The sequence below is a fragment of the Paraburkholderia sp. JPY465 genome, assembly GCF_050436725.1.
Taxonomy (GTDB): Bacteria; Pseudomonadota; Gammaproteobacteria; order Burkholderiales; family Burkholderiaceae; genus Paraburkholderia; species Paraburkholderia youngii.
This window is the reverse complement of the sequence record NZ_JBNDMT010000003.1, coordinates 1,154,493-1,167,167: the sequence shown is the minus strand read 5'-3', so window position 1 is coordinate 1,167,167 and position 12,675 is coordinate 1,154,493. Positions and strand designations below refer to the sequence as shown.

General features: G+C 64.2%; 13 protein-coding genes. All 13 read right to left on the bottom strand.

Features of this window, described 5'->3' with window-relative positions; translation table 11 throughout:
• Positions 1-6: 6 nt before the first annotated feature.
• The 13 genes from trbL to QFZ94_RS19940 all read right to left on the bottom strand — a co-directional run bounded on the left by trbL (position 7) and on the right by QFZ94_RS19940 (position 12,615).
• Positions 7-1,383 (bottom strand): P-type conjugative transfer protein TrbL, encoded by a 1,377-nt coding sequence (gene trbL, locus QFZ94_RS20000; RefSeq protein ID WP_429459002.1) that lies wholly within the window; start codon positions 1,381-1,383, stop codon positions 7-9.
• Complete coding sequence (locus tag QFZ94_RS19995; RefSeq protein WP_429459000.1) at positions 1,380-1,676, bottom strand: hypothetical protein; 297 nt, start codon at positions 1,674-1,676, stop codon at positions 1,380-1,382. The genes trbL and QFZ94_RS19995 overlap by 4 nt, the downstream gene beginning before the upstream one ends.
• Before the next feature lie 10 nt (positions 1,677-1,686).
• Positions 1,687-2,415, bottom strand: a complete 729-nt coding sequence (gene trbJ / locus QFZ94_RS19990; RefSeq protein ID WP_429458998.1) for a P-type conjugative transfer protein TrbJ — start codon at positions 2,413-2,415, stop codon at positions 1,687-1,689.
• On the bottom strand, positions 2,412-4,862 hold the full coding sequence (gene trbE / locus QFZ94_RS19985; protein ID WP_429458996.1) for a conjugal transfer protein TrbE: 2,451 nt from the start codon (positions 4,860-4,862) through the stop codon (positions 2,412-2,414). The genes trbJ and trbE overlap by 4 nt, the downstream gene beginning before the upstream one ends.
• A 15-nt stretch (positions 4,863-4,877) precedes the next feature.
• Positions 4,878-5,147: a VirB3 family type IV secretion system protein gene (locus QFZ94_RS19980; RefSeq protein ID WP_429458994.1), complete on the bottom strand. Its 270-nt coding sequence runs from the start codon at positions 5,145-5,147 to the stop codon at positions 4,878-4,880.
• Positions 5,144-5,527: a TrbC/VirB2 family protein gene (locus tag QFZ94_RS19975; protein ID WP_429458993.1), complete on the bottom strand. Its 384-nt coding sequence runs from the start codon at positions 5,525-5,527 to the stop codon at positions 5,144-5,146. The genes QFZ94_RS19980 and QFZ94_RS19975 overlap by 4 nt, the downstream gene beginning before the upstream one ends.
• A complete protein-coding gene (gene trbB / locus QFZ94_RS19970) occupies positions 5,524-6,576 on the bottom strand; it encodes a P-type conjugative transfer ATPase TrbB (RefSeq protein ID WP_429458991.1) in 1,053 nt (350 codons plus the stop codon). The genes QFZ94_RS19975 and trbB overlap by 4 nt, the downstream gene beginning before the upstream one ends.
• Complete coding sequence (locus QFZ94_RS19965; RefSeq protein ID WP_429458989.1) at positions 6,573-7,037, bottom strand: CopG family transcriptional regulator; 465 nt, start codon at positions 7,035-7,037, stop codon at positions 6,573-6,575. Before QFZ94_RS19965 ends, trbB begins: the two co-directional genes overlap by 4 nt.
• Positions 7,034-9,040: a conjugal transfer protein TraG gene (locus QFZ94_RS19960; RefSeq protein ID WP_429458987.1), complete on the bottom strand. Its 2,007-nt coding sequence runs from the start codon at positions 9,038-9,040 to the stop codon at positions 7,034-7,036. Before QFZ94_RS19960 ends, QFZ94_RS19965 begins: the two co-directional genes overlap by 4 nt.
• 221 nt (positions 9,041-9,261) lie before the next feature.
• Complete coding sequence (locus QFZ94_RS19955; protein ID WP_429458985.1) at positions 9,262-9,540, bottom strand: EexN family lipoprotein; 279 nt, start codon at positions 9,538-9,540, stop codon at positions 9,262-9,264.
• Positions 9,537-10,493 carry a LysR family transcriptional regulator gene (locus QFZ94_RS19950; RefSeq protein ID WP_429458983.1) on the bottom strand — a complete coding sequence of 319 codons (957 nt, stop codon included), beginning with the start codon at positions 10,491-10,493 and terminating at the stop codon, positions 9,537-9,539. Before QFZ94_RS19950 ends, QFZ94_RS19955 begins: the two co-directional genes overlap by 4 nt.
• A gap of 189 nt (positions 10,494-10,682) precedes the next feature.
• A complete protein-coding gene (locus QFZ94_RS19945; protein WP_429458981.1) occupies positions 10,683-11,630 on the bottom strand; it encodes an NAD-dependent epimerase/dehydratase family protein in 948 nt (315 codons plus the stop codon).
• Between the two features lie 133 nt (positions 11,631-11,763).
• The gene (locus QFZ94_RS19940) at positions 11,764-12,615 is read right to left on the bottom strand and encodes an SDR family oxidoreductase (RefSeq protein ID WP_429458979.1); all 852 of its coding nucleotides are present in this window, start codon (positions 12,613-12,615) and stop codon (positions 11,764-11,766) included.
• Positions 12,616-12,675 lie beyond the last annotated feature (60 nt).

The window sequence follows — 12,675 nt, the reverse complement described above, 5'->3', positions numbered from 1 at the left end:
TTCTCCTCAAGAATCGGAATCGCCCAGGCTTGGGCCTTGCGCCGAGCCACCGCCGTCCCCGCCGCGTAGCGTGTGCGCGGCGGTGGTTGCGGCATGGCCGATCTGCTGGCGGCGATGCAGCCGCTTTGCCCATGCAGGTTGCTGTCGGTCGGTGGTGTCGGACTGGGTGTTGGTGGCGGTCTGGCCCTGCGCAGCAGCACCGCCATTGCCTGACGCGGTAGCGCCCGCACCATCCGGACGGAACGCGGCAGCGGAGCGCTGTCCGAACGAACGCACCCCGGCGGCGGCCTTCTGCCCGATCGCCTGCGCGCCAGACTTGGCGACGTTGCCCAGGCCGGCCATTGCGCCTTTCGCACCGCCACCCGCTGCGACAGAACCAGCCTGGAACGCCGACCGCGCACTGCTCGCTGTCGAGGCGGCAGCACGCGCACCACTGCCGATGGCGCTGGCAGCAGCCGGTGCCATGCGCGCACCGGCCATAACAGCACCACCGACACCGGTTGCTGCTGCGCCGACCGCGACGGCGGCACCTGCCGCACCCACCGTCGCACCAGCCATCGCACCCGCGCCGAGCTGTGGCGCACCGGACACTAGGCCGGTAGCGATGCCCGGCCCAAAGATGCCGAGTGCGAGCATGGCAAGGGAGGCCAGCATCATGACCAGCGCGTGGTCGATGGACGGCTCGCTCTGCGTGGTCGGAAACTCGGCGAACAGGCCCGTGCCAATGCCGACGATGACGGCCAGCACCAACACCTTGATGCCCGACGACACGACGTTGCCGAGCACCTTTTCTGCAAGGAACGCGGTCTTGTTCCAGAGCGCGAACGGCACCAGCACGAAGCCGGCGAGCGTGGTCAGCTTGAACTCGATCAGCGTGACGAAAAGCTGCACTGCCAGCACGAAGAAGCAGACAATGACCACCAGCCAGGCGAGGAACATCACGACGATGGGCGTGATGTTGATGAACACCTCGGGAAACCCAGCCATGTCGCTGATCTGGTCGAGGATCGGCATACCGGCGTCGATACCGGTTTTGGCGAGATGTCCCGGTTGCAGGAACGTCTGCATGCTCACCGCCGAGCCGGTCGCGGTTAGCCCCAAGCCCGCGAACGAGCGGAACACGATGCTGGCCAGCCAGTTGAAGTTGCTGATGATGTAGGCGAAGGCGCCGACATAGAGCACCTTGCGGATGAGCTTCGCCATCACCTCGTCGCCCTGGCCGGTGGCGTGGCCGAGCGCCCAATACAGCCCGGCGAGCGTCATGTCGATCGCCACCAGCGTTGCGGTCAGAAACGCGACTTCGCCGCGCAGCAGGCCGAAGCCGGAGTCGATATAGGTGGAGAAGACGTTGAGGAAGTGGTCGATGATCGAAACGTCGTTCATGGCCGCTCTCCTACGCTCGCGGCCGACACCGGCCCGTCGAACGTGGCCGGAATCGGCGGCACGTCTGCGAGCGTCTGGTATTCCTCTGGCCCGGCTTGGCCGGAGAAGAAACGCCGCACATCGACTTGAACGACCCGCGAGCAGAACGCGCCGTCATGCTTGCCGCGATGGCACTGCGCGACGAGCGCGTGCAGCCGCGTCGGGTCGGCGGCCAGTGCCTCCACGGACAGCGTCTGCGGTCGGTCGCAACTGGCCAGCAGGCACACGGCAATCAAGACGGGCGCGCGTTTCATGGTCGTGCCGTCAGTTGCTATAGAAATTCACAGGCTGCGGCGTGTACGCCGTGCCAGTGCCGAGAAAGCGGCGCGTCACCTCGCGCCCGCGTTCGACGGCGGCGGCCTGCCGCGCCAGTTCCAGCGACACCGCGCGCCCTTGCGTGAGCTGGAGCTGTTGCGCCTGGATGGATTGTTTGGCCTGCAACGCGAGAAGCTGGTTGGTCGCCTGCTGCGCCTGCAAGGCGCCGGTCGCGGACTGGCTCTGGCCGACCAGATCGGTCAGCACACTTTCGTCTTCTGTCAGGTTCTGCGACACCTGGGCCTGCATCTGCATCGCGGTTTGCAAGCCAGTCAAAGTGTTCTGCCAACGCTGGCGCGCGTCCTGATACATCTGGTTGCCGCTCACGGTCGCGGCGTACTGCTCCGGGTACAGGCGCGCGAACTGCTGATCCATGCTCTGCACCTGGAACGCCAGTCCTTGCGCCTGCGCGATAAGCTGCTGGGTGTTCGCCAGCGTCGAGCGCAGCCGGTTGACCACGTTGAACGGCAAGCTCGCCAGATTGCGCCCCTGATTGACGAGCATCTGCGCTTCGTTCTGGAGCTGGTTGATCTGGTTCTCGATCATCTCCATCGTGCGAACCGCCGTGAGCGTGTTCTGCACAAGGTTGGTTGGATCAACGACAACCCATTGGGCTTGTGCTGCGGGCATGACGCCGATCAACGCAGCAATAGCGAGGGGAAGAAAACGCATCTTCATGGCGAAACCTCGAGCGGTTGAGAAGCGAGGAAAGACGCGGCCGATGGCGCGGACGGCAGTAGGTCGGCCGCCCAATCGAGGCCGCGATGGCGCAGCCAGCCGCCGGCAAAGCCCGGTGTGCCGGCCTGCGCCAGCACGCGGTCTATGTCGCGTTGGTCTTGCGGTGTGGATGCGCCGGCGAACGCAAGCGCGACCGGCCCCAGGTCGAGGTCGAACAGGCGATTGCCGAGGCGGGATTGGTAGTAGTAATCACGCTTGGGCTGCGCGGTGGCGACGATCTCGATTTGCCGGCTGTTGAGGCCGAAGCCCTCGTAGATCGTGCGAATCTGCGGCTCGGTCGCCTGCGGATTCGGCAGGAAGATGCGGCTGGCGCAGCTCTCGATGATCGCGGGCGCGATGCTCGAATCCTTGATGTCCGCAAGCGACTGCGTGGCGAAGATGACGCTGACATTCTTCTTGCGTAGCGTCTTGAGCCATTGGCGGATGCGTGCGGCGAATACCGGGTCGTCAAGGAACAACCAAGCTTCATCAAGGATCAGTAGCGTCGGCGCACCGTCGAAACGATCATCGAAGCGCGCAAAGAGGTAATGCAGCACGGCCATGACCGCAGCCTTGCTGTGCATCAACTCCTCCATCTCGAAACCCTGCACGTCGGCCAGCCCCAGCCGGTCGCTGTCAGCGTCCAGCAGCTTGCCGTGCGCGCCGCCGAGTACATAAGGCGCGAGCGCCTGCCGCAGCGCATTGGATTGCAACAGCACCGAGAAGCCAGTGAGCGTGCGCTGCTCCATCGGTGCGCCTGCGAGGCTGCCGAGCGCCGACCAGATCGCTACTTTCTCGTCGGGGCCAACGGCAACGCCTTCGTGGCGCAAACGGCCCTCGATCCACTCGGCCGCCCAAGTGCGATAGCTCTCCTGGTCGATACGCGCGAGCGGCTGGAACGCGATGCCGCCATCAGCGCCGAGGTCGTAGTGCTCGCCGCCCAAGCCCAAGATGGTGGCGCGCATCGAGCGCCCCATGTCGAAGGCGAAGATCCGTGCGGCGCGATAACGGCGGAACTGCAAGACCAGCAGCGCCAGCAGGACGGACTTGCCCATGCCTGTCGGGCCAGCGACCAAGGTGTGCCCCACGTCGCCGATGTGCGTCACCAGACGGAACGGCGTCGCGCCCTCGGTACGGGTAACAACCAACGGCGGGCCGTCGAGGTGATCGTTCTTTTCCGGCCCAGCCCATACCGCCGATTCCGGCATCAGGTGCGCTAGGTTCAGCGTCGAGACGATGGGTTGGCGGACGTTCGCATACGCATTGCCCGGCACCGACGACAACCACGCCTCCACGGCGTTGAGTGTTTCGGGGATGGTGACGTGGCCGCGCCCCTGAATCACGCGTTCCACCATGCGCAGCTTTTCGTCGACGGCGTTGGCGTCGGTGTCGAGCACGGTCACGGTCGCGGTGATGTAGCCGTATGCGACCTGATCGCTGCCCAGCTCCTGCATCGCAGCGTCCGCGTCGGCCGCCTTGTTGCTGGCGTCGGTATCGACCAGCGGGCTTTCCTGCTGGAAGATGGTTTCGCGTAGTAGCGCGATGACGTTCTTGCGCTTGGCGAACCACTGACGGCGCAGACGGCCCAGCTCCTTCTCCGCTTCGGACTTGTCCATGCAGAGGAACCGGGTTGACCAGCGGTACGCGAAACCGAGCCGGTTGAGATCGTCCAGAATCCCCGGCCAGGTCGAGGTTGGGAAACCGCGCACGGTCACGACACGCAGGTGCTGGTCGCCCAGCATTGGAGCTAGCCCGCCGATAAGCGGCGCATCGGCCAGCAGCGCGTCGAGGTGGAACGGCACTTCGGGCATGCCCACGCGATAGCGCCGCGTCGAAATCGTGCTGTGCAGGTAAGTCAGCGTTTCGCTGTCGTCGAGCCAGGCGATTTCCGGCATCACGCCGTCGAGCAGGTCATAGAGCCGATCCGTCTCCGCGACGAAGGCAGTCAGGCGCTCGCGCCAGTCCACGCCTTCGGCCGGCCGGTTCTCGTACAGCAGCCCGGCGGCGCGGGCGCGCGATTCTTCTGGCGGCAGGTATTGCAGCGTCAGGTGATAGACGCTCTCGAAGTGGCTGCCCGATTCCTCGAAGGTGGCGCGGCGTTCTTCATCGACCAACCACGACAGCGGTTCAGGGAAATCGGAGTGCGGATAGTCCGCCGCTGGCCGGCGCTCGGCTTCGATGTAGAAGGCCCAGCCAGAACCGCAGCGGCGCAGCGCGTTGTTCTGGCGGGCGGCCGTGGCGATCAGTTCGCCTTGCGTGGCGCTGTCGAGGTCAGGGCCACGGAAACGCGCCGTGCGCTGGAAACTACCATCCTTGTTGAGCACGACGCCAGGCGCGACCAGTCCGGCCCACGGGAGCCAGTCGGCGAGCAAGGCCGGACGCTGGCGGTATTCGGCGAGGTTGAGCATCGTGGCGTCCTCCCCTCACACGTCCAGCAGCGGCTTGTGTTTGAGGTGTCGCGCGAACACCTGCATGAACTGCGCATCGACCCGCGCGCCCCATACAGCGAGCGAATGACCGACGATCCAGAGCACCAGCCCCGGAATCCACATTTGCAGGCCCAGGCCGATAGCAGCGGCCAGCGTGCCGTTGGCAATCGCCACGGTGCGCGGCGCACCGCCCAACAAAATCGGCTCGGTCAGCGAGCGATGCAGCGGCACCTCGAAGCCCGGCAGATCGTTGGCCGTGCTCATACGACGGCCCCGCCGGAGAACGAGAAGAACGACAGGAAGAACGAGGACGCGGCGAACGCAATGCTCAACCCGAACACGATCTGGATGAGCTTGCGGAAGCCGCCCGACGTGTCACCGAAGGCGAGCGCGAGGCCCGTGGCAATGATGATGATGACGGCGACGATGCGCGCGACCGGCCCCTGAATGGATTCGAGGATCGATTGCAGCGGCCCTTCCCAGGGCATCGAGGAGCCGGCGGCCTTCGCGGTGCCTGCCGTCACCAGCATCACGGCGGCCAGCAACAGGCCGTAGTGCATCGGCGCAGCCAGACGCCGCAGCCGGATGAAGGTCGGAGCCGGATTTACAGAAATGCGGAAAGCATGGGCGTGTGTCTGCGTCATGGCAGTTCTCCAAGGGAGTCAGGGGACTGGGAATGAGTGAAGGAAGGGAGCGGCGGTAGATCGGGAAACGGTGCTTCCAGCACGTCCGTCAAGCGATAGCCCACGTCGTCGTAGCCGGTGACGCGAGCAATGCTCTCGATGCGACGCTTGCGGCCGCGGCCTGCAATGAACACAACGACGTTCACCGCCTCGGCGATCAGGGCACGCGGCGGGTTCACCGCGACTTCGAGAATCAACTGCTCCAAGCGCAGCAGTGCGCCCAGCGGGGAACCGGCGTGAATGGTGGCGATGCCGCCCGGATGGCCAGTACCCCACACCTTCACCAAGTCCAGGGCTTCGCCACCACGAACCTCGCCGACGATCACGCGGTCGGGACGCAGGCGCATCGTGGCGCGCACCAGCTCGGTCATCGATACGACGCCGGCACGTGTGCGCAGCGGTACGTGGTCTCGCGCCGCGCATTGCAGTTCGATGGTGTCTTCGAGCACCAGCACGCGGTCGCCGGTGGCGGCAATTTCCGCGAGCAAGGCATTAGCGAGCGTCGTCTTACCGGTACTGGTGCCCCCAGCGATCAGAATGTTCAGACGCTCGCGCACGGCACGGCGCAAAAACTCAGCCTGCGGCGCAGACAGGATGCCGTCGGCGACGTAGCGATCCAGGCCGATGACGCTCACGGCGCGCTTGCGCAGCGCGAAGGCCGGCCCCGGGGCAGCCGGCGGTAGGATGCCCTCGAAGCGTTCGCCCGTCTCCGGCAACTCGGCGGTCAACAGCGGTTGGCCGCGATGCACTTCTGCGCCGACGTGCGCGGCGACCAGGCGAATAATGCGTTCGCCATCTTCTTCGGAAAGCCCCACTCCCAGCGGCGCGCGACCGGACGACAGCCGATCCACCCATAGGGTGTGATCGGGATTGAGCATGATTTCCACCACGTCCGGGTCTTCGAGCGCTGCAGCAATGACCGGCCCCATTGCTGTACGCAACATGCGGATGCGTCGATCGAGCGACGTGGTGGCGAAGGACTGCCCTCCAATCGAAATGCGGGCGCTCATGAGGCATGCTCCTGGGCCTCGGCCAGCGCCGCCGCTTCGTCGAGCCGCACTGTGTCCGGTTGAAGTTCCTCGATCACGTCGCGCACGAGGCTCCGACCGCGCAGTAGATGGCGGCCGAGTTGTTCGACGAACTGCTCGAAACGCGCCTTGCCCTGAGCTTTCGCCGCTTCCTGATGGGCTTCGGGAACCGGCGTGCTGACGGTCAGGAAGTAGCGGACGAACAGCGCGAGCGTCTCGATCTGGATGTTCTGGTCGCGCTCCAGTCGCTCGAACTGCCGTGTCAGCCGGTCGAGCCGCTTGGCGATGGCTGCCTCGCGCTGGTCGCCTGCATCGGGCGACAGCCAAGACGCCAGCGCCGCCGCGACGATGGATGACTTGGACACGCCTTTCTTGACAGCCAGTTCGTCGAGGCGCTTGGCGTGCTCGTGTGAAATGAACAGATTGAGGCGGTACTGGCTCATAGCTCGATTCCGTCGGCGGGGTCGAGGGAAACCAGCCGGGCCGTGCGCTGCATGGCCGGGTCGAGCTGGCGGGGAAGCAGCAACGGCAGGTCGTCGTCATCGAGCAGCGCCAGATCGTTGCCGGCGGGCTGCGGTTCGGGGCTGTACTCGGCGACCTCGGATAGCTCCGGCTGCCGGCGCGGGCCACCGTCGTCGTCGGTGCCGGTGTCACTGTCGGCCAGGCCCGTCGCCGTGGCCGGTGCCGTTGGCACGGCGGGAATCGCCAGTGCGCTCCAGTCGTCCGGGCGTGTGGGTGGCGCATCGGCGTAACGCCCGACCGCGAGCACGGGCGGCGGCAGCACGCGCCGCTCGAAATTGGCATCTGCGTAGTACCGCAGCTTCTTCGCGCGGATCGGCGCCACGCTGGACACCATCACCACGGCGTCGTCGGGTGGGAGCTGCATCACTTCGCCGGGCGTCAGCAATGGCCGTGCGGTTTCCTGCCGCGACACCATCAGGTGCCCCAACCACGGCGCGAGCCGGTGGCCGGCGTAGTTGCGCTGCGCACGCAACTCGGTCGCGGTGCCGAGCGTTTCGGAGATGCGCTTGGCGGTGCGCTCGTCGTTGGTGGCGAACGTCACGCGCACATGGCAGTTGTCGAGGATGGAATGGTTCTGTCCATACGCCTTGTCGATCTGGTTGAGCGACTGCGCGATGAGGAAGCTGCGGATGCCGTAGCCGGCCATGAAGGCAAGCGCCGTCTCGAAGAAGTCGAGCCGCCCCAGCGCCGGGAACTCGTCGAGCATCAACAGCAGCTTGTGGCGACGTGCGATGCCGTCGCTGCCGTCGAGCGATTCGGTCAGGCGCCGGCCGATCTGATTGAGGATCAATCGCACCAGCGGCTTTGTGCGGCTGATGTCAGAAGGCGGCACCACCAGATACAGCGAGACGGGATGCTCCGATGCGATCAGGTCGGCGATGCGCCAGTCGCAGCGCGAGGTGACTTCGGCCACCGTGGGATCACGGTACAGGCCGAGGAAGCTCATCGCGGTGGACAGCACTCCCGATCGCTCGTTGTCGCTCTTGTTGAGCACTTCGCGCGCAGCGGATGCCACGACGGGATGTGGCTCATTGCCGAGGTGACGCGTCGTCATCATCCGATGCAACGTCAGCTCGAACGGACACGCGGGATCGGACAGAAAATTGGCGACGCCGCGCAGTGTCTTGTCCTTGCCCGCGTAGAGCACATGCAAGATGGCGCCGACCAGCAGCGCGTGCGAAGTCTTCTCCCAATGGTTGCGGCGTTCGAGCGCGCCTTCGGGATCAACGAGAATGTCCGCGATGTTCTGTACGTCGCGCACTTCATGCGCGCCGCGCCGGACTTCGAGTAGCGGGTTGTACGCGGCCGACTTCGGATCGGTCGGGTTGAACAGCAGACAATGCGAGAAGCATGAGCGCCAGCCTGCAGTGATCTGCCAGTTCTCGCCCTTGATGTCGTGGATGACGGCGGACGCGGGCCAGCTCAATAGAGTCGGCACCACCAGGCCGACGCCTTTTCCGGAGCGCGTCGGCGCGAAGGTCAGGACGTGTTCCGGACCTTCGTGCCGTAGGTATTGACGGCGATAGCAACCAAGGAACACGCCGGCAGGCTGGTCGAGACCTGCCTTGTGAATGTCGGCAGTGTCGGCCCAGCGAGCCGAACCGTAGGTCGTGACCAGCTTCGACTGCCGCGAGCGCCACACCGACATGATGATGGCGACCACCACGGCAACTAGGCCGCTACCGCCCGCTATCGCGCCGCCGATATTGAAGATGCGCGGCGCGTAGGCGTCGTAAGCGAACCACCACGGGAACAGTTCCCACGGGTGATAGACCGGCGAGCCGAAGAAGTCGAACCACGGCGAGCCAAGGCGTAGTTGGTAACCCAAGGCGGCGGCCGTCCATTGCGTCGCGGCCCACACGCCAGCGATCACAATGCCGAAAACAACGGCAACCTGCCCGAACAGCACGCCTTGACCTTGCATCTCGGCCTCCGCTTTCTCCTGAGCAACACGCGGCACAAAGGCGTGCCGCAGTTGCGAGGATTGGCGTCAGGTCAAGAGCCGGTCAAAGACCGTTATCAACAGAAAGGTCGAGAAGAAAGAATGAATTAGTACGGCGGCAAATCAAAGAAGAATGCCGCAAGCGTTAGCGCGCTGCGGCGTGTTGATCAAATAAATGGAGTCTTGTGATGACTCACCAAAAATCAGAACTTTGGTGGGTCCTTCGGCGGCGTGTATGGAGTCTTGCCGTTGCCGAGAAAGCGTCGATTCGTTGCTTCAGCCACTCGGTTGCAGAGTTCATCGCCGAGCTTTGCACGATCTGTCTTGCATTGCTGACGTAGCTCTTTGACCCTCTCAGGGTTCGCCATCAGTTCTTCCGCTGTCGGGATGCTTGCCTCCGAGCTGTCGGTCTTCTGAGGTGTCTCGGACTGGCCGCAGGCAATCAAGACGACAACCAGCAAGAACGGGATGATCTTTTTCATGGCGTAGGTTCTTCGTCTGGGCGGGCGGAATGACTATCCAGCGCGGGTTGGGGGGATTCCGGGATTTCCAGTGACTCCATGGTTTGCACGCGCTCAATAAACCGCGCCAACACATCAGACGGATCGCCTTCGGGGCGGAGTAAGTACGTCGTAAAGGGCGGCACGCGCGACGCCAACGGCCGGGCCACCACGCCCGGTTCACGGCTTGCGGCAATATGCGCGGCACTCGAAAATCCGAGTGCGAAGCCCGCCGATACCAGCACCATCATCAAATCGCTCGTGGCGACCCGTTCTGCGATCAGCGGTTCCATGTCCGCCCGGCGCAGTATCCGATCAACGTGCTTAGCATGGCTTTCGTGCACTTGCGGATCACATAAAACCAGCGGGTAGCGCAGCAGCTCCTCCAATGGGATGCGCTTGTGCGCCAACAACGGATGCCGCGCAGGCACCGCCACCATGAACGCATCGCTCCAAACGGGTGTGGCAACGATGCCATCGCCCACATCGTCGGACAGCGCGAACCCCACGTCGTACAGGTCTTCATGCAGGCCCTTGATCTGCTGCGACAACAGCACCTCGGAAAGACGGATTTCGATTTCTGGCTCCTCCTGGCGGCATAGAACCAGGAGGGCCGACAAGCGCGACGAAGTGATACCGTCCGATAGGGCAACGCGCAGTTGTCCGTGGAAGCCATTAGTCGCCGCCCTCACGCTATCACGCGCTTGTTGCAGGGCTGCGAACACGCGGCGCACATGCTCCAGAAACAGCAGCCCGGCACGGGTCAATCGCGTGCTTCGCGTGGTGCGGGCAAACAGCATCACGCCAAGTTCTTCTTCCAGTTCCTTGATAGCGCGTGACAGAGGCGATTGCTCGATGTGCAGCTTCTCTGCCGCACGGGCAAAATGGAGTTCTTCGGCCACTGCCAAGAAATAGCGAAGATGGCGTAATTCCATTGTGCACCTCCTTCTGAAGATTGCCGCTCAGCCGATGGCAAGTAGCCCTATTCAGCAAACTTAGCTGGTGGCCCGAAACACCTCGTCGACACCACGTTCTCAAGTTGGGCTGTGACAAATGCGACCACGCGCGCGAACGATTCCGAAGAAATGGCGTGCTCATATGTCTTGCGTCGATCGGTCTGCTGGCTATGACGCGCGGAGCATCCTGGCCGTATCTCGAAGCGCTTCTTCGATAGGCATTGGTGCAAGGCCAAAAACCTGGGTCGAGGCGGTGGAGTCCAGGATGAAAGGCTGTGCGAACTGATATCTCGTGGCGCGCATTTCGCGCAGCATCGGCACGAACAGACCAAGCGTCCACAACAGAGGATAGGGAATGACCGAAAGCCGGGGCACGGGCAGATTCTCGACCTCGCAAAAGCGCGTGGCGAGCGCGCGTGCCGTCAATGGCGGGTTGGTGGGTGCGTGCCATGCTCTTCCCCACGCGCGCTCGTCGATGGCGACCGTGACCAGCAATCGCGCAGCGTCATCGACCGAGGTCCAACTGTGCGGTACGTCCAGCGGAATCGGCGAGACCACCTTCTTGCCTTCGAGCAGCGGCTTGCAGAGCGCGAGAGCGAACAAGGAGTTCGGCTGGATGTGGTCGCTGGCGCGCACTTCGGTGGCCCGGATGCGGCCTGCTTCATGCAGGGCAAGGGCTTCGCGCCAGATGTCGGCCCTGATGCGCAACTTCGGATGCCACGCAGATGTCGGGGTCTGCTCCGTCATCGGCTCGGTGACGGGGCCATAGCCATACGCATTGCTGTGGCTGACGAGAACCGCGCCGGAGCGCTCCGCAGCGGTCAGCAATGCCGACGCCAGGGAGGGCCAATCCTGCGGCCAGCGGTCATAGGGCGGCGCCGCGCAAACATAGAGGGCCGCGGCATCGCCTGCCAGCCCAGCCATCTGATCCGCGTCCGTAGCATCGGCGGCGACCCGCTCGACACCAGGCAGGTCGGGGCCTCTGCCTTTGCGGCTCACCAGTCGGACATGTTCGCCCTGCGAAGCGAGCAATCTGGCCGTAGCGATACCGACAGAACTTGCGCCCACGATGACGTGTGATTTTCCCATTTTTCCTCCCGCCGTGCGATTGAGCATGTAGATCGTTGCATTGGTGTTTTTCGAACCATCTACACCGGTGCTGGAGCCCGATGGAACAGCATCGCCCCACTGATGCTCCCGGCATCAAGTGATGCCGGGGCTGAGGCCGATGTGATGGGCAGTTGCGCAGCTATGCCTTCAGCGCTGCGGCGAGAACATCCCGCAACGGTGTGGAGGGACGGCCAGCAAGGCGCTCCACATCACCGGTCACGATGTCGAAGGCGCCCGCCACGAAATTGCGCTTGATGTCCAGGACGACACTGACGACCGGCTCCGGAAGCCCGGCCTGTGCAAGCCCACCCGCGAGCTGTTCCTGCGTGAGGACGACGAAGCCAACAGGCGAACCGGTGAGTTCCGAGACGAGCACAGCCCGCTCTTCGCCTGTCACGACGGCCGAGCCTGTCGCGTGGTAGATGGCGCCGGCATGGCCCTCGCTAGTCAGAATGCCTGCGGCTGCCGCTGCCACATCGTCCCGGGACACGTAAGCGACGCGCTCCGGACCCAAGCCCGCCAAGACACCCGAGCCGAGCGAACTCTTGATCTCGTCGGCCATCGACTCGGCGTAGTAGTTCATCCGCAGGATGGTCCAGCGCGGCGCCGTGCGGATCAGGTGCTGCTCTCCATCCCAGTACGGAGCGCCAATCGATGGCTCCGCTGCTTCTTTCGTCCCCGCTGCGGAGACGAGTACGACATGCGCGACCCCCGCCTGCCCCGCGGCGTCGATGGCCGCCTTCAACTGACGGCCCCGCACTCCGGGGCGCAGGTCGGCGCTGGGAATGATGAGCAGGCGGTCGAGGCCTTGGTAGGCTCGCACCAGCGAGTCAGGACGATCGTAATCGCCCTCGCGGCCTTCGGCTGGCGCAGGAATGGCCGAGGGCGTTCGGGAGATGCCGACGACAATATCGCTTGCGCTGCGTGCGGCCAGGAAGGACAACACTTTTTGGCCGAGATGGCCGCTTGCACCACTGACTCCGATTTTCATATGCTAACCTTTCTATCGTAGCGAACAAAATGTTCGTTTTGAAATGTGCGCGCAAACGAT

Excerpts from the sequence above, each read along its gene's own strand:
- trbL (WP_429459002.1), bottom strand. The coding sequence starts at position 1,383 with ATGAACGACGTTTCGATCATCGACCACTTCCTCAACGTCTTCTCCACC.
- QFZ94_RS19995 (WP_429459000.1), bottom strand. The coding sequence starts at position 1,676 with ATGAAACGCGCGCCCGTCTTGATTGCCGTGTGCCTGCTGGCCAGTTGC.
- trbJ (WP_429458998.1), bottom strand. The coding sequence starts at position 2,415 with ATGAAGATGCGTTTTCTTCCCCTCGCTATTGCTGCGTTGATCGGCGTC.
- trbE (WP_429458996.1), bottom strand. The coding sequence starts at position 4,862 with ATGCTCAACCTCGCCGAATACCGCCAGCGTCCGGCCTTGCTCGCCGAC.
- QFZ94_RS19980 (WP_429458994.1), bottom strand. The coding sequence starts at position 5,147 with ATGAGCACGGCCAACGATCTGCCGGGCTTCGAGGTGCCGCTGCATCGC.
- QFZ94_RS19975 (WP_429458993.1), bottom strand. The coding sequence starts at position 5,527 with ATGACGCAGACACACGCCCATGCTTTCCGCATTTCTGTAAATCCGGCT.
- trbB (WP_429458991.1), bottom strand. The coding sequence starts at position 6,576 with ATGAGCGCCCGCATTTCGATTGGAGGGCAGTCCTTCGCCACCACGTCG.
- QFZ94_RS19965 (WP_429458989.1), bottom strand. The coding sequence starts at position 7,037 with ATGAGCCAGTACCGCCTCAATCTGTTCATTTCACACGAGCACGCCAAG.
- QFZ94_RS19960 (WP_429458987.1), bottom strand. The coding sequence starts at position 9,040 with ATGCAAGGTCAAGGCGTGCTGTTCGGGCAGGTTGCCGTTGTTTTCGGC.
- QFZ94_RS19955 (WP_429458985.1), bottom strand. The coding sequence starts at position 9,540 with ATGAAAAAGATCATCCCGTTCTTGCTGGTTGTCGTCTTGATTGCCTGC.
- QFZ94_RS19950 (WP_429458983.1), bottom strand. The coding sequence starts at position 10,493 with ATGGAATTACGCCATCTTCGCTATTTCTTGGCAGTGGCCGAAGAACTC.
- QFZ94_RS19945 (WP_429458981.1), bottom strand. The coding sequence starts at position 11,630 with ATGCTCAATCGCACGGCGGGAGGAAAAATGGGAAAATCACACGTCATC.
- QFZ94_RS19940 (WP_429458979.1), bottom strand. The coding sequence starts at position 12,615 with ATGAAAATCGGAGTCAGTGGTGCAAGCGGCCATCTCGGCCAAAAAGTG.